This is a genomic window from Alteromonas aquimaris, assembly GCF_026183695.1.
In the GTDB taxonomy this organism is placed as follows: domain Bacteria; phylum Pseudomonadota; class Gammaproteobacteria; order Enterobacterales; family Alteromonadaceae; genus Alteromonas; species Alteromonas aquimaris.
The window spans coordinates 246,806-270,192 of record NZ_JAPFRD010000002.1 but is presented as its reverse complement, the minus strand read 5'-3'; the positions used below and the strand labels follow the sequence as shown (position 1 = coordinate 270,192).

Annotated in this window: 21 protein-coding genes and 1 pseudogene; 14 read left to right on the top strand and 8 right to left on the bottom strand. The window is 40.0% G+C overall.

Annotated features, from left to right (window positions below):
* Positions 1-260: 260 nt before the first annotated feature.
* The 7 genes from OPS25_RS01380 to OPS25_RS01350 all read left to right on the top strand — a co-directional run bounded on the left by OPS25_RS01380 (position 261) and on the right by OPS25_RS01350 (position 6,226).
* Entirely contained in the window at positions 261-761 is a 501-nt protein-coding gene (locus tag OPS25_RS01380; protein ID WP_265615855.1) for a hypothetical protein, read from the top strand.
* A 583-nt stretch (positions 762-1,344) separates the two neighbouring features.
* Complete coding sequence (locus tag OPS25_RS01375; RefSeq protein ID WP_265615854.1) at positions 1,345-1,566, top strand: hypothetical protein; 222 nt, start codon at positions 1,345-1,347, stop codon at positions 1,564-1,566.
* Between the two features lie 13 nt (positions 1,567-1,579).
* Positions 1,580-2,434: a hypothetical protein gene (locus OPS25_RS01370; RefSeq protein WP_265615853.1), complete on the top strand. Its 855-nt coding sequence runs from the start codon at positions 1,580-1,582 to the stop codon at positions 2,432-2,434.
* A 247-nt stretch (positions 2,435-2,681) separates the two neighbouring features.
* Positions 2,682-3,392: a hypothetical protein gene (locus OPS25_RS01365; RefSeq protein WP_265615852.1), complete on the top strand. Its 711-nt coding sequence runs from the start codon at positions 2,682-2,684 to the stop codon at positions 3,390-3,392.
* Between the two features lie 140 nt (positions 3,393-3,532).
* A complete protein-coding gene (locus tag OPS25_RS01360) occupies positions 3,533-4,408 on the top strand; it encodes a hypothetical protein (protein ID WP_265615851.1) in 876 nt (291 codons plus the stop codon).
* 125 nt (positions 4,409-4,533) lie between these two features.
* Positions 4,534-4,890, top strand: coding sequence for a hypothetical protein (locus tag OPS25_RS01355; protein ID WP_265615850.1), 357 nt, complete (start codon positions 4,534-4,536; stop codon positions 4,888-4,890).
* A gap of 7 nt (positions 4,891-4,897) precedes the next feature.
* The gene (locus OPS25_RS01350; RefSeq protein WP_265615849.1) at positions 4,898-6,226 is read left to right on the top strand and encodes a hypothetical protein; all 1,329 of its coding nucleotides are present in this window, start codon (positions 4,898-4,900) and stop codon (positions 6,224-6,226) included.
* A 171-nt stretch (positions 6,227-6,397) separates the two neighbouring features.
* Here the strand turns inward: OPS25_RS01350 and OPS25_RS01345 are convergent, their stop codons facing one another.
* The 5 genes from OPS25_RS01345 to OPS25_RS01325 form a co-directional block, all read right to left on the bottom strand.
* Positions 6,398-6,895, bottom strand: coding sequence for a DUF7004 family protein (locus OPS25_RS01345; RefSeq protein ID WP_265615848.1), 498 nt, complete (start codon positions 6,893-6,895; stop codon positions 6,398-6,400).
* Positions 6,896-6,957: 62 nt separating this feature from the next.
* Positions 6,958-7,191: a hypothetical protein gene (locus OPS25_RS01340; protein WP_265615847.1), complete on the bottom strand. Its 234-nt coding sequence runs from the start codon at positions 7,189-7,191 to the stop codon at positions 6,958-6,960.
* Between the two features lie 83 nt (positions 7,192-7,274).
* The gene (locus OPS25_RS01335) at positions 7,275-7,841 is read right to left on the bottom strand and encodes a hypothetical protein (RefSeq protein ID WP_265615846.1); all 567 of its coding nucleotides are present in this window, start codon (positions 7,839-7,841) and stop codon (positions 7,275-7,277) included.
* Between the two features lie 352 nt (positions 7,842-8,193).
* The gene (locus tag OPS25_RS01330) at positions 8,194-8,625 is read right to left on the bottom strand and encodes a hypothetical protein (protein WP_265615845.1); all 432 of its coding nucleotides are present in this window, start codon (positions 8,623-8,625) and stop codon (positions 8,194-8,196) included.
* Positions 8,626-8,946: 321 nt separating this feature from the next.
* On the bottom strand, positions 8,947-9,306 hold the full coding sequence (locus OPS25_RS01325) for a hypothetical protein (RefSeq protein ID WP_265615843.1): 360 nt from the start codon (positions 9,304-9,306) through the stop codon (positions 8,947-8,949).
* Between the two features lie 162 nt (positions 9,307-9,468).
* On the opposite strand from OPS25_RS01325, the gene OPS25_RS01320 reads away from it, so the two are divergent.
* From OPS25_RS01320 to OPS25_RS01300, 5 genes and pseudogenes are all read left to right on the top strand, one after another.
* Positions 9,469-10,695, top strand: a complete 1,227-nt coding sequence (locus OPS25_RS01320; RefSeq protein ID WP_265615842.1) for a hypothetical protein — start codon at positions 9,469-9,471, stop codon at positions 10,693-10,695.
* Positions 10,696-10,954: 259 nt separating this feature from the next.
* The gene (locus OPS25_RS01315; RefSeq protein ID WP_265615841.1) at positions 10,955-12,817 is read left to right on the top strand and encodes a DUF262 domain-containing protein; all 1,863 of its coding nucleotides are present in this window, start codon (positions 10,955-10,957) and stop codon (positions 12,815-12,817) included.
* On the top strand, positions 12,810-15,281 hold the full coding sequence (locus OPS25_RS01310) for a DUF262 domain-containing protein (RefSeq protein ID WP_265615840.1): 2,472 nt from the start codon (positions 12,810-12,812) through the stop codon (positions 15,279-15,281). The genes OPS25_RS01315 and OPS25_RS01310 overlap by 8 nt, the downstream gene beginning before the upstream one ends.
* A gap of 101 nt (positions 15,282-15,382) precedes the next feature.
* Positions 15,383-15,721 (top strand): annotated as a pseudogene (locus OPS25_RS01305) (type I restriction endonuclease); the annotation flags it as partial.
* 454 nt (positions 15,722-16,175) lie between these two features.
* Positions 16,176-16,382: a hypothetical protein gene (locus OPS25_RS01300; protein WP_265615839.1), complete on the top strand. Its 207-nt coding sequence runs from the start codon at positions 16,176-16,178 to the stop codon at positions 16,380-16,382.
* 291 nt (positions 16,383-16,673) lie between these two features.
* On the opposite strand, the gene OPS25_RS01295 is transcribed toward OPS25_RS01300, so the two are convergent.
* Both OPS25_RS01295 and OPS25_RS01290 read right to left on the bottom strand, forming a co-directional pair.
* Positions 16,674-17,621: an MBL fold metallo-hydrolase gene (locus tag OPS25_RS01295; protein WP_265616135.1), complete on the bottom strand. Its 948-nt coding sequence runs from the start codon at positions 17,619-17,621 to the stop codon at positions 16,674-16,676.
* A 22-nt stretch (positions 17,622-17,643) separates the two neighbouring features.
* Entirely contained in the window at positions 17,644-18,645 is a 1,002-nt protein-coding gene (locus tag OPS25_RS01290) for a lipase family protein (RefSeq protein ID WP_265615838.1), read from the bottom strand.
* A 572-nt stretch (positions 18,646-19,217) separates the two neighbouring features.
* Here OPS25_RS01290 and OPS25_RS01285 point away from each other — a divergent pair.
* Together OPS25_RS01285 and OPS25_RS01280 are read left to right on the top strand one after the other, a co-directional pair.
* A complete protein-coding gene (locus OPS25_RS01285; protein WP_265615837.1) occupies positions 19,218-21,182 on the top strand; it encodes a phospholipase effector Tle1 domain-containing protein in 1,965 nt (654 codons plus the stop codon).
* 195 nt (positions 21,183-21,377) lie between these two features.
* Complete coding sequence (locus tag OPS25_RS01280; RefSeq protein ID WP_265615836.1) at positions 21,378-22,559, top strand: alpha/beta hydrolase; 1,182 nt, start codon at positions 21,378-21,380, stop codon at positions 22,557-22,559.
* Positions 22,560-22,936: 377 nt separating this feature from the next.
* Here OPS25_RS01280 and OPS25_RS01275 read toward each other — a convergent pair whose 3' ends face one another.
* Complete coding sequence (locus OPS25_RS01275; RefSeq protein ID WP_265615835.1) at positions 22,937-23,224, bottom strand: hypothetical protein; 288 nt, start codon at positions 23,222-23,224, stop codon at positions 22,937-22,939.
* Between the last annotated feature and the right edge of the window lie 163 nt (positions 23,225-23,387).

The window sequence follows — 23,387 nt, the reverse complement described above, 5'->3', positions numbered from 1 at the left end:
GTCAGAGTTTACTTTTAGTCAGCTACGTACGTACTTCGGACGGTCACACGAAGCATTCATAATGCGTTATCACATTATTCAGAGATTTACTTGAGAAAAGGACAACCTTCTCTTCGCTACGGCGAAAAATACCTTGATAAAATTCTTACTTACAATATTTCAAAACGTAACTACTGGAAAAGCTTGTTACAATAAACTGCTATTTGGTATCACTAACCGCAAGGTAATATGAGTTTAAATAGCATACGGGAGCGGTATTCTTGAGCAAAAAGATAGGTTTGACGTTATTCGCCAGTTTAGGTATCTGGCTATTATTAGCATTTCAGTTTTTAAACGGAGGAATCCCTAGTCATTATATTCTGCATGACAAAAACATGCCTTCGTTGACCAACGCTTGGGGAGCACTATTAATTCCAGTGCTCACATACATATGCACTGGTTTACACGAAAAATACTCAGCTTCACCCTTTGATAAAAAAGTAATTGCCGGATGGATATCGGCGATCTTAGTTGGCATAATTGTATCAGTAGTGTTTCTTAACAATATTAAGCCACTGGTATCATGGCTTGGGCCAATATTGCTCGCTATATCTCTCATTGTGAGGGTTTATCAACCGCAATATATACTTGGATTTGTATTCGGCATGTCGGTAGCGTTTGGCGCAGTATTACCCACCGCATTTGTGTTAGTTCTTGCCTTATTGTCAGCGACTGTTCACCTACTTTTATACCCCGTTATTAAAAAGGTGATAACTACGTGACAATCGTTGTCATCAACAAACCTCAAAAGATTGATCAAATGTCCGCTCTTTGTCTAAACCAGCCGCTCATCCTCATACCTAACGACCAGCGTCTATACGCGCACTACTACATCTCAGATTACCACTCTTAACTAATCGGTTTATAAGGTAATTTATTTTATTTAGGAAGTAACTTTTTTACCATAAAAGAAAGGCGAACCATTATGTTCGCCTTTCATCTACATCGGTTTCCAACTTCAATTGCAGTTTCCAACTAGATTGGATCGGTTTCCAACTACAATTGTCGTGATCAATTGTGAGTTTTGAATGAAGTTTGTGAAATGCCCCATTGATATCAGCGGGCCTAAGAAAAGGGGTGTTTAAATAAAGTTTGTGAATATGGACGGTTAATGCAATACACGTCTCAGCCTTCTTAAATTAAATTTGTGAAAGCTAATATAATCAGGGCGTTAGACCCACCCAACCTCTAACTAACGTAATGATTTATAAAATATTTTCTTATTTATTGATCTAGTACTAGCATAGACCTATACGCTAGTTTTTACAACGACAAATCAGTGATAAGTATTAACCGGAGCAGCTAATGGAAACAGAGAGTGAGTCAACACAGGAAAACCTCGTCAGGCAGATCTGCACACCTTTAGTGGGTGAAGCACTGGCGGTATGTGTTGTTACCAGCGACGGAAAGATAGCATTCGGTTTTGGTGATAAATGCGACTTTTCAGATGACGCAACTGACGCTGCAATGATCTTTGAGTTAATCGGTAAATTAACTGAACTCAAAAAACAACGAGCATGTGAATAAAACAAGGTCGCCATTGAAGAAGAAACTGCTTTGCCTCAATGTTGAACTGCTGAATGCTTACAATAACGCTAAGCCCACGTATCCATTCATGCTGCCATCCCCCAAACTATGCAGTGCATTTGTCACGGTTGACCTCATAGATACTATTAATAAAGCACTGTCATTAATCGATGAGAACGATTTAAACGAAGTCTCTTTTCGCTCCGACGACGTAAACTGGTTCAGTTCGCTGTCTGAGCGAATATATCAGGAGATACGTTCCAATCTTCACGTCACAAAAGATTGCATATACTTCTCAGGGGCTTTCGCTCCTGACAAAACACCCGTTTTTGTTTCGACTAGACTTCCATTGTCATCAATTACCCCCGATGAGAAACGAGCGGCTAAACAACTCAACCTCGCATTTCTAGCTACTGATACAGCAAAGGCGTTGATAAGTGAAATAGAAAATTTAGATAGGGAAATGCAGCTCGCGTGGGAACGACTGGATAGTTTAGAGGGACTTACTAGCGCTATTGATGGAGTCAAAGCTGCCAGTTTTACAACCCCGAGTGCAAAAACTGATGAACTTGCGCTTGAAGTAAGTATTGAGATCAAACAGCTAGAAAAAGAAGCTGAGTCACTGGAGCAGCTAATTGAAAGAAAATGCGAACTCCTGTGCAGTCGTGTCCTTAGCATATCTGTCGGTGACCGAATCATTACTCAAACAAAGCTAAACAATAAAAATCAGGAAATTCAGCTGGAGTCGGTTCGATACTACAACGGTACGCTGTACCTTACTGGTCCCAAAGTCCTGAAAAATGGTTCGCTTGGCAAACGCAGTGAATCAGCATACGTTACATTGGTGCCTGATGATGAACATAAATAATGTTATCAGGGCACTACGCCAAGCTATAAAAACACAACCCATATCAATCTACTGCAAAGATGCACAACCCTGTGTGCCTGCCGACAGGGCTTTTTTTGATGAAATAACACCGGTTTTTAAGTTGTTGCTTAAGGCGTTTAAAGTGACAGGTTTTACTGCGCACGTATCGAGATGGGGAGAGCTGGCGTTACACTCACCGACATTATGCATTGAGATTTTGATACGGATATCGCCAAACATTAACTATATGAAAAGAGTTTCGGCGAAAAAGCTTGAAGATACGGGATATGAGGTTGTTGAAGTAGAGACCCCTAGAAAGCCATTTATTGTTAGCTATTTTTTTAATGGTACAGCATCAAAATGGCGCTATATCCCTTTCGATACTGAGTTCGTTTCCGTTGAGTCAGCCTATACAGCCTTTATCGTGCCGATGCTGAAAACCAGTAAGCCATTTCAGGGGCGCCTGCAAACCTCTTTACTTCGAAAGAAAAATGAATCGTTACCATCAGAAAGCACCTTTTATGCTTTTGCACGATACGCGGCCATTCACATCAATAAAGCATACGGTTTGTCTCAGGTCAGCGAAATTGTTGATAAAAAATTCGTGCACACAGCTTTCTTCGGCAGCTATGGTGCACTTTTACTGACACATGACTGGCATGGTGCAACTGCTATCATCTGGCACGATAAAGACCGGGACTTCCTTACCAAGTATATTCCTGAAATATTGGCACCATACGAAATAAATTGCCCTTCAATCAATCAGACATACACGGAAGATGCGGAGCATCAGTTTCTTCTTGAGTCATTAGATAAAGCGCTGCTGGACAAATACGGCTCTGTTACCGGTGCCGAGAACTGGTTGGAAGAGAAGCATTACTTCACTGATAAAAAACCAACCAAAGAACTACTTCATACCTCTTCCGAAGTTATGAAGCTACTTTTCAAAATCAAATAAAAATTAATAAATATCAGAACTTTAAGATTACCTGCCTATTTGTTATTAGATTTTCTACTATTTTTGCTTGCAATATAAAGAGAGGTAAACCATACTCACCAGCACATTAAGTAACATATAAATTAATATTTAGGCAGAATATGAAACACATAAAACACAAGCTGATTACCCAAGAACTTCTAGAGCAAAGAGCAACGCAGCTCTTCAATGCCCACATTGAAGCGAATAAGCGCATGACAACGTCCTTTCCAAAAATCGAGGGCGAACTCTACGCAGACGAATTGCAGCAGCTGCTTGAGCGTCAATTTCGTTATGGGATCTGTGGGCAACTATGGGAAGGCGATATGGTGTCTGACGACTTTATGATGATGGAAGTGTTTTCATTATTGGAAAAGCTCTACGCAGGCTATCCTTTCTATGCATTTGATGACAACTCAACATGTGTTATCGAAACAATAAAGCTGGCAGCCAGAGCTCGTCACGAACTGGTTATCAATGATGGCATCAGCATGCGTGAGCTTTTTGAGTTGGAAGATGACTTCGAGTATACGAGTGGGCAGATAGAACTGCGTGAACTTGCAGCTATCGCTGATATGTCTGTTCAGAGCGTTAGGAACGATATTTCTAAAAGTGCCGCACCCATAAAGTTTCGCTCAAGCGAAGGGAAACACTATACGTCTGTGGCTGAGGCAAAGAGCTGGCTGAAACAGCGAAACTCTTTCAAACCAACAATCAATTTTAATGAACTACACGAGCGGGAGCAGCGTGACGGTACGCTTTATGTTCCCGTAGCCAAAGACGGTACGCATTTCTCCAGCGCATGCAGAATGACTCGCGGATACCAAATCGGTGACAAAGGTGCTGAACGTTATATCGAGTCGTTCAAAGAGGCGCGCAGTGAATTGCTGTACATGCCTCAGGCAAAATGGCGCAGACCAAACGAGAAAGGAAATTTCGGCATTGTAACTGCCGTGGAGTGGAAGTTTTTTCCTAAAAATGAAGTGCTGAAGGACTAATTCGACGACGGAGGGGTTCACGTGAAATCACAGGTTAAATGCAATAAAGCAGTATCTACTCAGCGCATCTCTGATGACGCCAAATATATTCTTATGCTACTTGGCATTGTACTGGAGGATAACAAATGAAAATCACTAATCATGCTGAAGCCCGCCTTGCGCAGCGATCCCTTCGTGAAGAGGAACTGAATATCCTAGCCGGAATAGGTGCAATTATTGAACAACATGGTGGCACATCATTAGCCATTGTCCCAAAGGCTGAAAAAGCGAAATGGGTAAAGGTTATGAAAGAGGCCCTAGATATGGTTGACGCATCAACAAATGTCGACCGAAAAGACAAGAAGCGTGCACGCAGGGTGCTATCCCGTTCCATAGAAAGATTAAGTGCCAAGCATCAACCTTACTTTGTGAGACTCGATGAGGAAAACCGCGTGATCACCTGCGGGCATTTCACCGCTCGCCGTTTGAAAAGAAACCACTGAGGACATTATGGACAACAACCAACTTAGTAAATTCGCCGACACATTGAGCCTGTATCGAGACGGTTCACCTTTCACTGATGAGCTATTGATTGACTCGCAAGGTGATCTCGATGTGTTTTTCTCACCGTTTGAACACGTTAATATGCTCGCGAAAGTCGTTCTGGTTGGCATTTCGCCGGGTGCCACACAAGCCAATAATGCCAACGTGAAAGCAATGGAGCTCCTGAACGCGGGGGAGACGCTAGACGTAGTTTCAGAAAAAGCTAAGCTTACCGGCGCTTTCAGCGGAGCGCTTCGGAATAACCTTGTTCGACTGCTCGACTACATTGGTATCAACCAGAAGCTGAGCATTTCAAGCTGCGAATCGCTGTTTGGTGACAACATGCACCTGCTTCACAGTACCTCCGTCTTTCGTTATCCAACATTACTGAGCGGAAAGCCTATAAGCTCTGCTAACAAAGGACTTACTAATCCGTTGTTGAAAAGCATGGTTGATAACTGCCTGACTGATGAGTTCGCACAGCTACCTCAATCAGCATTTTATCTGCCCATGGGACAGGGAGTAGATAAAATTCTGCTGTATTTGTGCGAAAAAGGAATTCTATCCAGAAGCCAGCTATTGATTGGCATGCCCCACCCTTCCGGTGCGAACGCAGAAAGAATTGCGTACTTTTTAGGCTCAAAGACTAAAACAGAATTATCCGACAAGACTAATCCGGATAAAATTGATGAAGCAAAACAGCAGTTGCTTAAACAGGTAGGGCAAAACTTTAGCACGACAAATATCACGCCAACGACAGTGAACTATGATAAGGGAGGAAACAGTAGCAGAACGTCTTCCCCCGCATCCGTCGGGTCGGCCAAACCAGTCGAAGAAAAAACCAGTCAACAGGAATGTAAAAACTATTTGAACATGGTTTCTCCATCTGATGGTTACATGCTGGAAAATATAGAACGACAGATAAAAAGGCATTTAGCCGCTCTTAATCTTTCGGTAGGCCCTGTAAAGTCTCGAACTTCTAAAGAGCTTGCCATATTTAAGGGCAGCGAAACCATTGCCTACGTGAGTCGCAAAACGGGATTAAAGAAAGGACATATGATTGTAGCTTTGCATCCCAGAATGGCAACAAAGATAGACCAGATGACTGGCGAGTTGGAGGGAGTGAGTGTGAGTCCCGGTAAAAACTCACGTTACATTTCCAGTTCAAATTACCGTGGGTTTAACAGTAAAGGATATTCTTCTCAGTTAAAGTCCAATGAACATCAGGCAGCCGCATTTAAGGTTGACGTAACAGATGGCTTGTCAGCCTTTAAAAGTCTGCTCGGTGTTTGCTGAGATTAGCGTTGCGTTGGTGCCCCCGTCGTAATGATACTCCCAATCGGGGGCGAGCCAATTAACAAGCGTATAAGGGTGAATTTTAAAAAGTGATTCTAAAAATAAGTGATGAAAAGATATTAGTCTGCCCCCTACACCTGACACTTTATATTTACGCCTCTACAACCACAGCTAGAACCCTCTCTCAGTACAACTTTTGGCAACCTCATAATACTGCTTTCCCCTGCTGTATGATGCAGCCTGATTTGGCTGAAAGCCATCGAATAGTATCTGATGAACAGATAGCCACTTAATTCTCTTACCTAATTTCGTGTTTACCTTATTTTCCTCTGAAACCATGGTGAGATAATATAATAATAGTGTTTTTCCAAGACGATAATAGTGCTTCCGCTTGGTAATAAACGGCTCACAAATGTTCTCAATCAAGTCGTAAATAGACTCATCAATTGATTTTGATGTCCGCTCATAAACTAAGCAAAAGGCTTCATAGAAGCTGTCCACAGTTTGTTCGGCAATAATATGCAAAACTTCTGTTAACATTTGCTCATCAGTAGGCTTGATGACGTCTTGCTCTGGACTGTGATATCGCACCAACCAGTCATCGAAGTTCCCACGCGTGAACTCGAACTTGGAATCATCAGAGAAATGTTTTAATTCATTTTTTGCCATTACTTTTCCGCTTGATAACACTAGGCGCGTCTTGAAGTGACGCATCTAAAATTGATAAAAATCTAGTGTTTTGTGTCTTTGTCAGATTGAAGTTCAGACCACCCAACAACAGCTTCTTCGCTGACTACCCCCTGTTCGAGCATTTCATTGATAGTTTTACACGTGCTATCAATTATCCACTCGTCGTTAATTTTACAAGCAAGACGCTTTCGCCCCTTTATCGTAATCAGCGCAAAGTGCCTTGGGTAACTGCTGTAGTTAATATCGGTAATGTTAAAAAGTGACTTCAGTTTCATAGCTGCTCCACCGTGAGTTTTGAATTCAAATTATCAATAGAAATCACACCGGTATAAACTACCGATGTCTTATTTTGAAGATACTAGGTCTTTTGATTAAGCAAAGGTTTTAGCTCTGAAGCAAGTTGTTCAGGAACACTAATCACCTCATAGCCCACTTGGCTCACCCGTTCAGGGTCAATCTGACGGTAGATGTCCTCGATTGACTCGCACTTGAACGCATTTTCGAAATCGATTGCCTTGAGGTAGGGGGTGGATTCATCAACGCATTCAACGATTCCAGATGAATTAACATAGATATATATCAGACCCCGCTCCAAAGATTCGGCTGCTGTAGGCCTTTCTAAATCAGCGTTAAGATCTTTAAGTCGGGTATGCTCTAAAAAAGCGCCAGCCCTCAACATAAGGTCATTGCTAAGAGATATTGCTACTTGAAGTCTAGGATCATTATGTTTTGCTTCAGCTGTTTTTCGAAGTGCATGAGCGTCTCGAAACCCAGCTTTTCTACTTATATTTTCTAACGTCTTTCGATAAGTCAAATTCAAGGGCTTGACGTTTTTCTTGATGGTCTTATCGAATTTTGTATAGGAAAAGATCATTCCTTTATTTCCGTATAGTGGCTCTTTTTCAGGAGTGCTTGCTGAGTCCAAACGAGCATTCAACAGGAAATAACGTTCGATGGAAGTGTTAAAAATGAGGCCAAATTATTGGCAGGCCGTCATCACTAGGATGTGCAAGCGGCAGACACCTCATCACTGACTATGAAGGAGCCTAAACCACTTTTCAAGAATCGTCAAAGTCTGTTATCACTTTTATGCAAAACTCTACCAATAAAGTAGATTTCTCCTTTATCCAAATTCATTTTGGACTTAATGGCTAAATAAATAACGCCCTCAAAACAGCATGTTGAAGTAGTAATGCATCCCGACTATCTGAAAGATGCATTATGCTTTATCATTTTTCCTCTGCGCTGGAAGCGCACACGATTACCTTATGAGCTGCTTAGACTAGCCTGTCATGCCCGCTAACTTCAAACCCCATTCCATCAACACTTAGACCTGACAAGTGAGACTTGGCAAACTCACTCAAATACATTTCGGTTAATGAGCTCCCCCCTTCTCCCTGAAGCCATTTTCCGTCCTTTCTTTCAAGCCACCCAAGTACGGATGCATGATAGGTAATTTTCTGACCATTCAATCGCTGTAGCCTCTTTCCACCTTTTACGTCTGCATTAACAGCCCAGAAAACATGAAAGCTCAATTCACCATGACCAAGACCTCGCCATTTAATGATGGAGGAATAGCCATGTATATCTGCTGTTAACTCTCCTTCCACATCCTTTTGAGAATCCAAATTGACCTGATCGGCTTCAATAACTGAATTGACACCTGCGACTAACAGATTTCTAAAAATCTGCGATTTCCCAACACCCATTCTACACCCCTGTTTTATTTATACTTTTTACTTAATCATGCGAGAGGCGGTATTAAGAATACCCATGCCATAAACTACAAAAGCGCTTTTGCGTTTTGAGAGTATGCTAGGTTTTAAGACCCAGTAATTTAAGCTGCGAGCTAGTTTCTTGGTTAATGAATATCGCATCACCAACCCTCCGCTTTTTTCCAAACCGATGGATTACATCAATATGCTCCGGCCCAAAACCTCTTTGCTTCATTCTATGTCTTGCGTGTGCGGTATTTTTCATAATCCCGCCTCCAATTTCGAAAACTATTTACACATGGCTCATCAGACGAATCATTCCTGCTCTCGCCACCAATCACCGGCTCCTTCAGACGGCGCGACTTTAAGTCGAGCATTTTGACAACCGATGAGTGGTAATGAAGAATGCTTTATATAATTGCTATGTCTCGACTGCTCTTTAAGCTTTTTTATCTCTTGGTAAAACTCTTCCCTTTCTTTTTTGTAGCGCTTTCCTTCCATACGCAGCGCGTGAGTTGAAGCACTCCCACTTGCAACTGATTGACCATATTTTGAAAAAATCCGACGTGAGAAAGCCTTCTTAACGTACGCTTGATTTATCCCCGACTTTTTTGTCATGCACTTTAAACAATAGTTGAAGCTGTTTTGGTGTTTTAAGCTTTCTGTTCTTGGCACGTTTTTCTCTCCTTTATAATAGATTGGATAAAAAACCAATATACACCCAAAAAGCGAACATTAAAGGTCACAAACGTGGTATCTTTTTAAAGAAAGGCTCGTATCTCAAAGTGCTTCTTTTCAGAAGCTTATGAGTATTTTTCTAGATAAGAGAGTTATCATATGGAATTCGAGGTAGAACACTACCACACAGGAGAGTTGATTGAGCACAATGTGCTCCTGAAGCAACTAACGAGAGAAGCCGGGGTTACCCGAAACGAGTGGCATCGCCTCATTGGTGAACGAGCCAAGAGTGAAAAGCGAAGTATTGGTCAGCCCACAAAACTTTCAGAAATATTCAGTGGCAAACGAGATTTACCATTAAGAGATATCGTATTTGCATTTGAAGAGCTTAAGTTGGGAGCTAGGGAAACAGAGCACTATATATGCGAATATATGAAAGCTTATCTTCCCAAAAGCACAAGGAAGTTCGTCAAACCAACAAAGTGGAATTCTAGTAATGACAAATTAAAGCTCCAGATATCTGTTCTTCAGGATCAAATATCCCATTTACGACAGCGGCAAACATTCATCTCGCATTTTGATATTAATAACCCTTTGCATCCACTTTCTAAGAATAAATTAGATTTGACGCCTCTGTTTCCAATTGACCCGACTGAAATCGATAGCAGACACGAAATTCATGACTGGATAGACAAGTCCCGTATCGAATCACAAAAATATCACTTCGAGACTATAAAGAGGTGGCTAAATGTTCCATCAGAGCTCGAGCAATTAAAAGATGACCCCAAATTACGTTCATTGGTCTTGTATTGCATTGAGCGCGATATCACACAAAAACTTGAATACTTGTTAGATGAAAGCGTTTCCAGCTTAGGCAGTCAGACACCAGAAGGGATATGGTCGTGGACACGACATCAGCCAGCCCTTATTCCCACTGATTTATTTGTAGCGAGATTGTTTAATCGATGGAAAGAGAAATTTCCCGATGAATATCACTTCTGGGAAAATCGATATTTAGAGTATCAAGAAAATCATTATTTAGAAGACAACGAAGTGCCAGAGGGATACCTTGGATTCGCCTATCACCTACCCGGTATTTTTGAGCAAATAAAGAAGCGGGCGCCAAATTTGTACCACTTTTTCTGCCCGATCCAAGATAGCTTATTTATCGACTATTCACAGTTAGAATCGCGCTCTTTTTATTTACATCGAGAGTACCTATCGGTTATGAATCCAAACAGAGTCTCGTTTGATGAGTTTCTCGCCTCTTTGTGGCCCTCTTATGCAGATTCAAACAGGCCTATTACTGACATTAATGACGTAATCCTAAAATCTTTAGACGACAAAGGAACGACGGTTTTTCACTACAGTGTAACAACCGAGTAAGCTATTAAAGCTCTTCATAAAATTTAGCAACCGTGTTGGCATTTAAAATATTTGGGGGAGTGACTTGCATTTAGCCACCGGGTTCATCAGTATAAAACACGACATATGAATCGCCACCATCCTCTCGTATATGGATAATGAAATCCAAAGCCTTGAACAGCGCTTGGAGAAAATCCGCGAAATCAAGCAAGGTATGATGCAAGAGCTACTAACAGGCCGCACACGCTTGCCGTTTGAAAAAGAATAATAAGGAACACGGATGTCTGAATTTAATGAATTAGAATTAAAGCCTATTAATGACCTACTAGAGCTGTCGTTTTTTATACCAGCCTATCAACGAGGATATCGTTGGTCTAAAAGGCAGGTTACCGAACTGCTCGATGACATCAAAGAATTTCAGCAGCAAGCGGAAAATAGCAGTAAGAACGCTTTTTATTGCTTACAGCCAATCGTAGTTAAAAGACATAATGGCGATTGGGAATTAGTTGATGGTCAACAGCGATTGACCACCATATATATCATTCTAACGTACTTAAAAGACATCCTAACTTTGCTTGGTAAGTCACGTTATCAATTGAGCTACGAAACACGAGAAGAGAGTGCTGACTTTCTTCAGGACATTGATGAAGAGCGTGGCGAGGAAAATATTGACTTCTTCCATATCGTACAAGCTAAAAAAGCAGTAGAAGAATGGTTTAAGGCACAAGATGGCACCTACCAAATAAAATTTATTCAAACTCTATTAAACGATGACGATACTGGAAAAAACGTAAAGGTTATTTGGTATCAAATTGACGAAACTGAAAATGTTACCGAGGTATTTACTCGGCTAAATATGGGCAAGATCCCTCTGGTCAATGCCGAACTAGTTAAAGCGCTGTTCCTGAAGTCGAGCAACTTTGCCCAAAATATAGGTGACTCCAAAAGCAAAAAGCCTATTCAAGATCTACAGCAGTTAAAGATTTCTCAAGAGTGGGATGCCATTGAGAAGCGCCTACAAGATGACACATTTTGGTATTTCATAAGCAACAAGTCCATTACCACGAATCGAATCGAATTTGTTTTGGATTTGGCATCCAGAAAACTGAATGATGAAGGCATTCTAGACACGGATAAATTGAAAATATTTTTGACGTTCAACCGATTACTTACCAATAACGGTGATAAGGATAAAACTGTAGATGTAGCTCGTGAATGGCTAAAGATAAAACAGTGCTTTATGACGCTAGAAGAGTGGTATAATGACCGAGCTTTATTTCACTTAATTGGGTATTTAGTCTCGCAAAATGTTTCTATCGCAAATATTTTCGACTTACATCAAGAAGCACTCACAAAGTATGATTTTCGACAATCTCTGTTAAAGCTAGTCTTCAGCAAAAGCTTTAGTGTTAGACAGATAGATGATTTATCTCAAGAATGGCTGGAAGACAGACTAAACGCAGTCACTTATGAATCAGGTGTGCATAGGCTCAGACCAATACTATTGCTATTTAACGTAGCTAGCTTACTTGCAAACCCGGCTACCGATGCGCGCTTTCAATTTGATAAATATAAATTAGATAGTTGGGATATTGAACATATCCGCTCAGTGGCATCAGATATACCAAATAGTAAAGACAAGCAAAAGGCATGGCTTGAAAACGTTGTTGCTTATATCTCTAGCGATGAGACCCCAGAAACTGAGGAGTCTGACGTTGATGTAAACAATGAAGAGCTATCTATCAAACTTGAAGCAACAGAGTTACTGCAAGCCGCAAGCTTTAATAATGATCAGTTTGAAGCTGTGTACGACAAAGTACGTGCGTATTACGACCCTGATAGTAATGAAGATGTAGATAACTCGATTGGGAATCTAACCTTACTAGATAGCAGAACTAACCGTAGCTATCAAAATGCGGTATTTCCAATTAAACGAGCAAGGATCATCGCATTAGATAAGAAGGCAACCTTTGTTCCTCTATGCACTAAGAATGCGTTTCTTAAGTATTACAGCAAACAGGTAGATAAGATGCTGTATTGGGAAGCGAAAGATAGCGAAGATCATCAAAGGGCTATGGTAGAAATGTTACTCGGTTTCTTTCAAGGAGTAGGTGTTCATCAAAAGGAGTTAGGACATGAATAAAGGAAAAAGCTTAACGTTTTACGGGCTATTTGATGTTGTTGAAGCGACTGAAATTCCAATATTACAGCGTGATTACGCACAGGGTCGAAAAGAAGAAGATGAAGTTAGAACACTATTTTTAAATTCATTATTCCATGCGCTAAATAACAATGATGGGTCGCGCCAACCACTAGATTTAGACTTTGTTTACGGAAACTTTGAAGAAGGTCAAAGTAAGGCTTTCTCGGTTCTTGATGGACAGCAACGCTTAACGACTTTATTTTTACTGCATTGGTACTTAGCAATACAACATGATCATATTGAAGAATTTAGAGGCCGGTTTGTCACTGACGAGCAAAGATCTCGCTTTACATATAAGACACGTCCAAGCACAACTGAGTTTTTTGATGCATTAACCTCCAAAGACATTGAAATATCTGAAGCAGTGATAAGCAAGCAGATCAAAAATAGTCAGTGGTTTTATTTGTCATGGCAACAAGACCCAACCGTACAAGCCTGTTTAAATATGCTGGATGCAATTCAAGAGTTGTTTGATCAAAACGATATCAACTTGTACGAGCGAATAATAAATACAAGAGAACCTTACATTACCTTTCAGTTTTTAGACCTTCATTCTTTTGGTTTATCTGATGAGCTTTATATAAAAATGAATGCTCGCGGGAAGCCGCTAACAATATTTGAAAACTTTAAAGCCAAGTTAGAGCAGAAAATAAAATCCTTTGACGGACCTTGGCCTGAATACACGCTTCCTTTTCAAGACAGTGTTAGCGGTTATGAGTACTTCATACATAAGGTAGATACTGATTGGGCCGATTTATTCTGGCCCTATAGAAACGTTTGCTCGGATGACGATACTTTTGATGACGAACTAATGAATTTCATTCGCTTAGTCATTTCCTATCAATACCTATTTGACAATAAAGAATCACCTATCGAACTTCATGAGAATAGTGGAGTATTCTTTGGGCGAAACGGGCGATTAGAGGCGCTTACGCTTTCGAAATATGAAGAACTAGAGTGCCTAAATAAAGCGTTTATTGTTCGCCTTATTAGCTTCCTAGATCTCATCTATAGAGATGGATTGGTCGATCGAAAAATAAACAGTTACTTTGAAACTGATTACTACTATAACGAGAACAAAACATTCAAGAACGTATTGAAAAACGATGCTAGCTACGACGATAAGCTTAGGTTTTATGCATTTTACAGCTACGTTGCGAAATCACCGGCTGATGAAGAGTTAAATGAATGGTTAAGGGTTATTTTCAATTTAACCGAAAACACCATTATCAATACCGCAGACGAGTTTAATAAGGCACTATTTGCGATAGACAAACTTTATCAGCACGATAATCCAATATTAGAAACACTAGCTAATGATGCAGAAATAACTGGCTTTGCAGGCGCGCAGATAGTTGAAGAAAAGATCAAGGCTCATTTGTTATTAAGGTCTAGTGAATGGCGAGAAGCAATTATCAGTGCAGAGCAGCATTCATTCCTGAAAGGTCAGATTGGCTGTGTTTTAAACTTTTCTGAAATCCTAAGTTATTACCGAGAACATAAACATTGCAACTGGAGCGCTGAAGAAGATTACGAGTATTTAACCAGCTTCACACGATATTCCAATGCTATTCAACGTGTATTCGATCAAATTGAAAGTAGCTCTGCATCAATTGATTATTTGTGGGAAAGAGCGGTATTAAGTAAAGGCGAATACTTCACCGATAAACGAGGCGACAAATACAATATGTTGTCCTCTCGCGATACTAGAAACAATATTCCTCGTGATCATAGTTGGAAAAGGTTACTGCGGTTCGGAACAGCTTCTATTGAACAAAAACAAAATTACGTGAAAGCAGTACTAGATGACCCAGCATTTAATTCTAATGAAGTACAGATGTCACTATCTTCCATTTGCGCTAACGCAATAGAATCAGGAGAACTTGAGCCTTGGAGAAAGGCATTAATTCTACATAAAGAGTTAATGGGGTACTGCCAGCAAGGCTTTATAGAGAAAAACAACTCTGAATTTGTATTGCTGGGGCAATCACAGCGGAATCATACGCATATTGAGCTTTACACCAAAGTTCTAGAAATAGAATTGTCGCGAGACAAGTCCCTATTGGCACCTTTCTCAAATCGATGGTACGTCCCAGTTAAATCGCGTGAAGAAAGTGCGCATTTAAAACTAAGTGGGTTTGTTCTTGACGGAATGGGGTATCAGATAGAGGTCCATAAAATACCTAGCGGGTTTGATATTAGAGTTTTAGGTAGTGAAATTGAAAATGCACCTGAAACATTGACAAATTTATTAAGGAATGAAGGTTTTGAATTTACAGGCTTATCCGCACCAAGCCTCGACCTTTACAAATTCTACTCCAATAAAAATGAGAAAAGCATCGAAGACGTAAAGATTAAGCTTCAGCATCTATGTGCAAGTTTAAAGGAATTAAGCGATGAGTAATGTCGGGAATTTAGAACAAAAAGCACAAAAGCGCGTCGTTAAGTTTTTTTACCGAGCAACTCGGTTACGAATATTTAGGTAACTGGGAACATCGCGAAGGCAACAGCAAGATAGAAAAAGAGTTGCCGATTAAGTGGCATAAAAATCGTGGTACGTCCAATGCCCTCATGACCCGCACATTACGCGAACTTGATGCAGCCGCAGTCCTCGGTGAAGGCAAAAAACTGTTTGATGCCAACAAAGATGTATGTCGTTTACTCCGTTACGGCGTAAAGGAAAAAGAAGGTGCAGGTAAGCTAAACCAAATAGTTTGGCTGATTGACTGGAAGAACCCAGAAGCCAATGACTTTGCTATCGCAGAAGAAGTATCGGTTAAAGGCGAACTGAAAAGCGGCCTGACATTGTCATTAATGCAAATGGTATGCGCTGGGTGTGATTGAGCTAAAGCGGTCTCATGTATCAGCCAGCGAGGGAGTTCGTCAAAATTTAGATAATCAGAAACGTTGGCTCCTTAACCGTTTAACTCAATACCAGCTAATTAATGCTGTACAAGCGGCTAGAACAGAATAAAGCGGTATTTCAAAAAATACCATGTTCATCGTGCGTTAGCCGTCATGTAAAGTTTTTGATGAACAGAATAAGCCTAAGCAACAAAGAACTAGCCAAGGGATCACTGCAACGCTTAAGCGCTGAATGAAATTACCAGTTGTTATCAGATTTTTTTCTGACTTGCTCTCATTGAGGCTAACACAGAATGTGTGAACACGCTCAATGCTTTCTCCTTGTCGAAGTTTTAATAATCAGGTCAAAAATACCCAGAGTATTGACCGCATCAGACTGTTTTTGTGGCGCCATGCTATACTTATCAAGTCGCCGACAAGATTGAGATTTTGAATGATGAAGATTCTAAATATAGGAGCAATGATAGTTAGCGAGCTTCGAATTGGTGAAAAAGCCTCTAAGACTTCTTACTGGGAAACCGGGCGCAAAATTGATGGGTTAGATTACCATCTGTTGAGAACATTAAAAGACGTCGAAGTCGATGAATTATCTGATGCTGACTTGCACATAAATAGTTCATCACTGCAACCTTCCCTATAATTGTTACCTATCTTGTAACAGTCTTTTCTGCCTCGGTATTGCATCGGGTAAATGCGCATAAATCCCTTCTCTGTCACTTTTAAAAAACCACTTGTATGCCTTGCTATTGGCTACTTTTATATCTTTACGCCTTGGGTTTATAAGACTCTCAAGAGAGCCAATTAAAGAAAGACTCACTTCCTTACAAGCAGGAAAAAGTACAAGCTCTTATGCAGGCGTGTGCTCGGCGTATTTGTTAATGCTTCGTTTCGCAAAAAAAAATCGTTTACAGTGCTTTAACTTTAGCTACGATCAGTCGAACTCTAAAAGAAAAGGTTTGATAACCGGAGGGAAAATAACTTTAACATTTTTCCCATCTGTATTATGTTCGTTAGCTAGCTTATTAAGCTCCGTCATGGTTAGCAAAATTTTGTCAGCTAAAGGCAACGGAAGAGTCAATTCACCATCAGCAGAAATTGGCTTTCTAAAGTCATCATAATGAATGGGAAAGACCACTTTTGCCTTCGTTTCCTTTACCGCGTTTTCCCAATAATTCGCTATATATTTAGTAGCGTTAGGTTGCTTACTCAGTAAACCAATACTTAAAAATACAATATCCGCCTTAGTGTTTGCTGGAAGGTCTCCCTGTTCGAGAGATGAACTGGGTATGATTAAAATATCCGTATCTCCATGCTGAATCAAAAAGCTATAAACCTTACCCGCACACATAAATTCGTGTCCTTTGGCATATATAGCAGTGAGAAAATATTCAAAGTTTTGTATGAATGAATCCTTTGGAACATGCTGAGTTTCGAATGCTGTGACGGTAAACTTTCCAAACAAATAAGGTTTCCCAACAATTACTTCAGACTTATGGGAAAAATTTGGAAACAATCTGAGTGTTGAGGGAGACCCGAATAATTTTGCATTTGTCTGTTGAGCTGTCATTTCCGCATCTAGGGCGTGATCGAAATGCGAGTGACCTACGAAAAGCCCATCTATATTATCTATTCCTGCGGTTTCCAGACCGTTCGCGATAGCTTCCGAATCAGGAAGAAATCCATATTTTCGATGCTGAGTAAAGCTTCGACGGGTGAACAGACCATCAATCATTATCGAGGATTCACCATCGCTAAGATAGACCGTTGAGGTCCCAAAAAATCGTGCGTGTAATGCCCCGTTATCGGGTGGAGAGTCTAAACCCGGTAGGTTATGCGGCCTAAGATTGCTGCAACCACATATACAGATACTTAGAATCATTATGAACAAGATTCGTTGAGAGTTACCGTCCTGAATATACTTTATTTTCTGTCTCATAGTCGCCTGCCGAGCATCTCGCCCGATTCGTTTCATTCATTCTTAATTTAATCTTTGCGTTGTAAGCTTGGTTGATTTTATTAATCACAGACTGCGCCGAACAATTACCCTCTGCTTCAGCAGCTTGTAACAATTGCATAGTGAAATCGTGAATACCGTGGTCTGCTAACAGAGTCCAAGTGAAAAAATTAATCCAAGCAGTCTTGATATTGTCTTGGGCATCAGGCCATTCGTCGTAATCGAAATCCGGAGTACTAATAAGTCGAAGAGCATTTAGTATTTCTCCTTTTTCATAGACGCGCAAACTATTAAGTTCACCTCGGATATCGTAGTCAGTAAAAGAATAAATGTAGCCATTATTTGGTGAGGACATAAACACAATCGCCTCGGAATTTGGCGTGATAGTCTGCATAAACTCTGCAAGACCACCTCCTAACGAGTGACCAGTGAAAATAATCTTACTGAAGCTTAGATTGTGTTCATACAGATAGCGCAAAACTAACCTCTTATACTTCTTTGCAGATTTAAATTGATCATTACTAGAGCTATTAAACATTCGGAGATTTCCAGCGATCCAGTCAGGGAAATTATCTGTACCGCGAAAAGCGAATACCAGAATAGGGTCCTCTGACTGCTCCTTTCCATAGCGATATCTAAGCCACGCTTTTGCTCTGAAGCCGGTCTCAGTATCAATACCTTTGTAGTGCAAAATTTCTCGATTGTATTCATTCGTAGGAAGGAATATTTCTTTTTGTTCAGCTTCGGGTTTGTCATAGACATTTGCAGAATAAACAGCGTAAATAGCAGTTTTATTGGCAAACGCTCTTGCCCTATCAAAACCAGCTGGATCTTGCTCCCAATAATCAGCTAAGCTGTAGCAATATAGCTTTTCGCAATGGTTTACTCCTTGATTATTTGTGGCACATCCCGCCAACACAGACGTCATTAGGATAACTACAAAACGCATTACCACCTCCTTGTTCTAACACGTGTCAAAATAAATAAGCCTTAAAAACTATTTCTTATGATTATTCACATCGAATTAACTCAGCAATATTTAAAGCATACACACTAATTCTTTTCTATAAAAACCTTTGACGAATAGCCTAACCTTTATTCCTTTCCAATACACATAATTTTGGTTGTAGCTCCGGTGAATAACAGTGATTGTTAATAATAAAGGAAAAGCTTAAACAACGATAAATAATGCGAAACAAGCCGTTAATCTAGTTATTGAAATTACTCTTTAGCGGATTTCTTTTTTATAGTTTGAACCATATGCCGCACCTGATAACTCAAGAACAGAACCCCACCCTCAAAAATATAAGCACACATGGAAAATCTTATCTTTACTTGTGTAGATACAAAAGCCCTTAAAAAACCTTTAAAAATTAATCAAATAAGTATAAATTCATTCTGCTCACTTTTTAATCTCGGAAAAGGAATGCCGCCATGCTCAAATCGATTAGTAGATACTGCACCTTACTCTTATTCGTTATTTTGAGTGGCTGCTCCATATCCACCAAACACGTTCCACCAATGTCTGAAAAGACACCTCGCGACATATACATATTTCTCGATGGCACTGCCAATGATGCGGGCAGCAGAACAAATATAGCAAAGCTTCATAATATCATTACACTTCAAAACGACCCTAAAATAGCTGCGATTTATATTGATGGTGTAGGCACTCAAACATTTGGCAGAGTACTGGGTTTAGCAACCGGTTTAGGAAATGCAAATCGCGTACAGGAAGCATACCGGTTTCTTATAGAGAACTATAAGGAAGGTGACAATGTGTATTTATTTGGCTTCAGCCGGGGTGCGTGGTCAGCCAGAATATTGGCGTCCCTAATCTATGTAGCTGGACTACCAGACATAATGCATCTTCCCGCAGATAAGCGTAAAGATGCCGTGGATGACATTTATTATACCTATAAAAAATTCTGGGGTACCTTGTTCGGAGATAACCGAACACTTCAACAACGCCGTGAAGATGTTGAAGCATATTTGGCAAAAAACAATCTACTTAAAAATCACAAAACCAACGTCAATATTGATTTTCTGGGGTTATGGGACACTGTTCAAGCGCTTGGCGTGGTATCAATTGACGATACTGATGTAGGTGAACCAAACAAACTATACGCTGACCAACTGTGCAATATACGTCGCATAGCTCACGCAGTGTCCTTGGATGATTATCGGTTCGAAGAGTTCACTCCGCTTCTCTTCAGGCAATTACACTTTACTAAGGAAGACTGTATTGGGAATAACGAAAATGATGGCAATGTCTCGGAAATAAATGAAGTTTGGTTTTCTGGAGCACATTCGGATGTAGGTGGCGGCTATGATGATACAACAATAGACGGGGTTTCGCTTAATTGGATGTTAGGCCAAATGATAAAAGCGGGCATTACGTCTTTCGATCATAAAACCGAAGTTTATGCAAATCACCTCGATAAAACTCACAACGCCAACATAGGGTTTTTAGACCTCGTTTACGATGATTTATCTAGAGATTTAGCAACTATCTACGAATCCGACAATTATATTTATCCTGAGTTACATCTAGAACGGGGCAAGAACATAAAGGTTAATAAAGGTGAAACCTGTTCCGATGGGCAAGCAACGCAATCATATTGCTATCAAGCGAAAATAAAATTACATGCTTCTGTATTGGATAGACTTTGTGTTATTGCACCAAAGCATTTCGAATCACATTGGTTCCGAATGGAACCGTTTAAAGAGTGTGTTATGTGTAATGGAAATACTGGTTCGATATCCGAAGCGGGCAACTGCGGCGAAATATTCGAAGTTGAGAATGATGCCCGCTATAAACCCCAGAGTGAGCTACACAACCAAAACCTATGCAAATTGTCCAAATGCGAACTAAGTGATACCAAGGGCAGAAATCAAAATCCTATAAAGTCGTGTAATCTATCACTTCCCCAAACTAAAAAACAGGCTAAGCAAAGACTCTCAGTCACAACACTTGATGGCTCAGAACCTTCAAAAACCAAAGCTACAGTAACCTACTTCTCCGACAGAAAAAACGATAGAACAGGGATCCATTTAGAGCGAGGGGTGACTTACAAACTTACTTTAGAACAGATTAACGGTTGGTCAGACTGCACCTATCCAAGTGCAATCGATGGTCGCGGTGTATGGGACAAACCTAGCTATCAAACCAGCAAGATAAAAGGGTTTTTAGGGGGGGTAGGTCAAACGCTGGCAAAGCTCTATTCCGAATATCCTACTCAAAAATATACAGCGCTCATAGGTAGGGTAAATAAGCACTCTATTAAATTCCATAAAGTATTAACTGGTAAAAGTAACCTATCTGGCGATGTACGACAAATTGGTTTCTTTTCTGTGCCAGAAAGTGGGGAATTAATTCTGTCGGTAAACGAGCCTCGTGATCCCGATTTATTCGGCAATGATTATTTTGGAAACAATGCTGGCTTTATTGAGTTTACTGTGGAGGTTGTCGACGCTCAGCACTAAAAGTTTTTGGAATAGCTACGCATCCGTAAAAATAAAACTTAAAAATATGGGGTTATAAATAAACATTAGAATTATAGGGGCTATAAGTGGCGATGAACGGAAAGCGTGAAAAGTCTTCTAAACTAACTTTACTGCTTAGCTCAAAATTAGATTAATGTGTAAATAAGTCATTTACATAATCATATGGAGGTGTGCTTGAAAACGTATAAAATAAACAATTTTCTTATTTATGTATTTTTTTTGACCCTACTAATTGGAGGCTGTGCGAACCAACCCGACTCAGCAATGGCTCCAGCTCTTGATGGAGATGGATTTATTTCCAAAGACGCCAGTTACAGTAAAGAAGTTTTTTATGGTACTACAAGAGTGCCAAAATGTAATGACCGCACTTTTTTAACGCCAGACGAAGCATCGCCGACAAGTGACTTAGCTTGCGCTAGCGACCTCACAAGGCTAAACAGTGGAAATGGCCGTACAAATAACAAAATAAAATACGGAAAAGTAATAGTACAAATTCCATTTTCTAAAGAAATTGGTGGTATTGAAGGGATGTCGATAACAAATATAGAACATGATATCAAATTTTCAGATTTTATTTCTGAGCTTACATCTGAAGACCTATTGGTCTTTATTCATGGATTTAATACATCGTTTACTAACGCAGCTATAAGAACAGCACAATTAGCTCATGATACTAATTTCAAGGGGGAGGCTGTTTTTTTTAGTTGGCCATCTTTAGAAAATCCAGCGACTTACGGCACTGATAAAAAGAGAGCGAAAGAGAATTTCAAGCATTTAGCCCAATTTTTAATAAAAATATCTGAAAATACCAATAAGAAAATCCATGTAATAGCGCACAGTATGGGGACATACCTGTTAGTCAATTCTCTCGCCATTATTAGTGATAAAAGAAATGAAGATAATGAGTTACTTCGATCTAGAATATTGGTGAACAATGGAAAGATATTTAACCAAATTATTTTGGCGGCCCCTGATATTTCACAAGATGACTATCACCTAACTTTTAATGAATACAATTTATCTAACATTTCAGACAAGATAACTTTGTATTCCTCTATAAACGACCATGTTCTAAGCAAAGCTTCTAGGTTAACGAATTATTTTATTGAAGGTACTGCTCAAGCGCGACTTGGTGATTCTTCAGATGGCTTTTTTGTAGTAAACGGTATGGACACAATAGATACGAGGCAAGAGATATTACCGCAGTTTTTTGGGCATTCATTTTACGCAAACTATCGAGGATTAGTTACTGATATCTATCTTTTGTTAAAGTATGGTACAGAACCAGACGAGCGTATGCTTCAGAGAGTTATAGACGGTAGAAATAAAAAATCGCTATGGTTTATTCGTGATTAAATATTGGTACTGAATGAAGAGAAATTCTACATGACAATACAAAAGAGTGTGAACTTATAATAGACATCCCAATTTAAGATGAGCTAGTACAGATGAGCGCTTGCTCAATAAATGATTAATAGTGCTTCGATATTGAACGCCTTTGTAATTAGGTGTTTGTGCACAGCCTTGCCAATGTTCGTTAATAGTACTTTTCTGACTATCAGATTTAGTTCCAAGCGATTTCTGAAAGTGTCATACGTTGTATGAACCTCAACCATAAAAATAGGCACACAGAACTGATTTCTTCCTTTTCTTCAAAACTTTGCTACTCGTAGCCCGCTTGCACTAGGACTTGCTTCCCATAGAAAGCCCACTCGCATGTTTTCTCAAAATATTTATTCATACCCACCAAGCTCTTTACCATCGATAAACTTATGGAGGAGCTGTCTCCCATTTTCACCATGCTGTTTGAGTATTTGCAACGGCGTACAATTCCCAAAAGACTGTATCCGACACGTATCTAACCACAACACAGCTTGCTGTTGTGTATCAAACCACGCTCTTACTCGCTGAAGTATTTTCTTGATGTCTAGCAAGCGAGTCTGTTGTGAGTCGGCTAATTTGAAGTCACGACTATCGAGTCTTTCTTCTGGAATGTCCAAGCAGTGCGAAATAAACGTCATGGTTACTCCTAAATCAAGAGCCCATGATCTTGCGCTTAATGGCTCTCTCGGTAGGAGTGAATTGTAGTGTGTCATCATCGCTAAATCCTATTCATATTGTTGCGGTTTTGCTCTCGGTACAAACCCTCACCCACATCTGTGAAATCTTTGATATTCAGCACAC

Excerpts from the sequence above, each read along its gene's own strand:
- OPS25_RS01330 (WP_265615845.1), bottom strand. The coding sequence starts at position 8,625 with ATGGGTGTTGGGAAATCGCAGATTTTTAGAAATCTGTTAGTCGCAGGT.
- OPS25_RS01355 (WP_265615850.1), top strand. The coding sequence starts at position 4,534 with ATGAAAATCACTAATCATGCTGAAGCCCGCCTTGCGCAGCGATCCCTT.
- OPS25_RS01350 (WP_265615849.1), top strand. The coding sequence starts at position 4,898 with ATGGACAACAACCAACTTAGTAAATTCGCCGACACATTGAGCCTGTAT.
- OPS25_RS01295 (WP_265616135.1), bottom strand. The coding sequence starts at position 17,621 with ATGATTCTAAGTATCTGTATATGTGGTTGCAGCAATCTTAGGCCGCAT.
- OPS25_RS01315 (WP_265615841.1), top strand. The coding sequence starts at position 10,955 with ATGTCTGAATTTAATGAATTAGAATTAAAGCCTATTAATGACCTACTA.
- OPS25_RS01320 (WP_265615842.1), top strand. The coding sequence starts at position 9,469 with ATGGAATTCGAGGTAGAACACTACCACACAGGAGAGTTGATTGAGCAC.
- OPS25_RS01345 (WP_265615848.1), bottom strand. The coding sequence starts at position 6,895 with ATGGCAAAAAATGAATTAAAACATTTCTCTGATGATTCCAAGTTCGAG.
- OPS25_RS01285 (WP_265615837.1), top strand. The coding sequence starts at position 19,218 with ATGTCTGAAAAGACACCTCGCGACATATACATATTTCTCGATGGCACT.
- OPS25_RS01290 (WP_265615838.1), bottom strand. The coding sequence starts at position 18,645 with ATGCGTTTTGTAGTTATCCTAATGACGTCTGTGTTGGCGGGATGTGCC.
- OPS25_RS01275 (WP_265615835.1), bottom strand. The coding sequence starts at position 23,224 with ATGACGTTTATTTCGCACTGCTTGGACATTCCAGAAGAAAGACTCGAT.
- OPS25_RS01340 (WP_265615847.1), bottom strand. The coding sequence starts at position 7,191 with ATGAAACTGAAGTCACTTTTTAACATTACCGATATTAACTACAGCAGT.
- OPS25_RS01310 (WP_265615840.1), top strand. The coding sequence starts at position 12,810 with ATGAATAAAGGAAAAAGCTTAACGTTTTACGGGCTATTTGATGTTGTT.
- OPS25_RS01360 (WP_265615851.1), top strand. The coding sequence starts at position 3,533 with ATGAAACACATAAAACACAAGCTGATTACCCAAGAACTTCTAGAGCAA.
- OPS25_RS01300 (WP_265615839.1), top strand. The coding sequence starts at position 16,176 with ATGATGAAGATTCTAAATATAGGAGCAATGATAGTTAGCGAGCTTCGA.
- OPS25_RS01375 (WP_265615854.1), top strand. The coding sequence starts at position 1,345 with ATGGAAACAGAGAGTGAGTCAACACAGGAAAACCTCGTCAGGCAGATC.
- OPS25_RS01365 (WP_265615852.1), top strand. The coding sequence starts at position 2,682 with ATGAAAAGAGTTTCGGCGAAAAAGCTTGAAGATACGGGATATGAGGTT.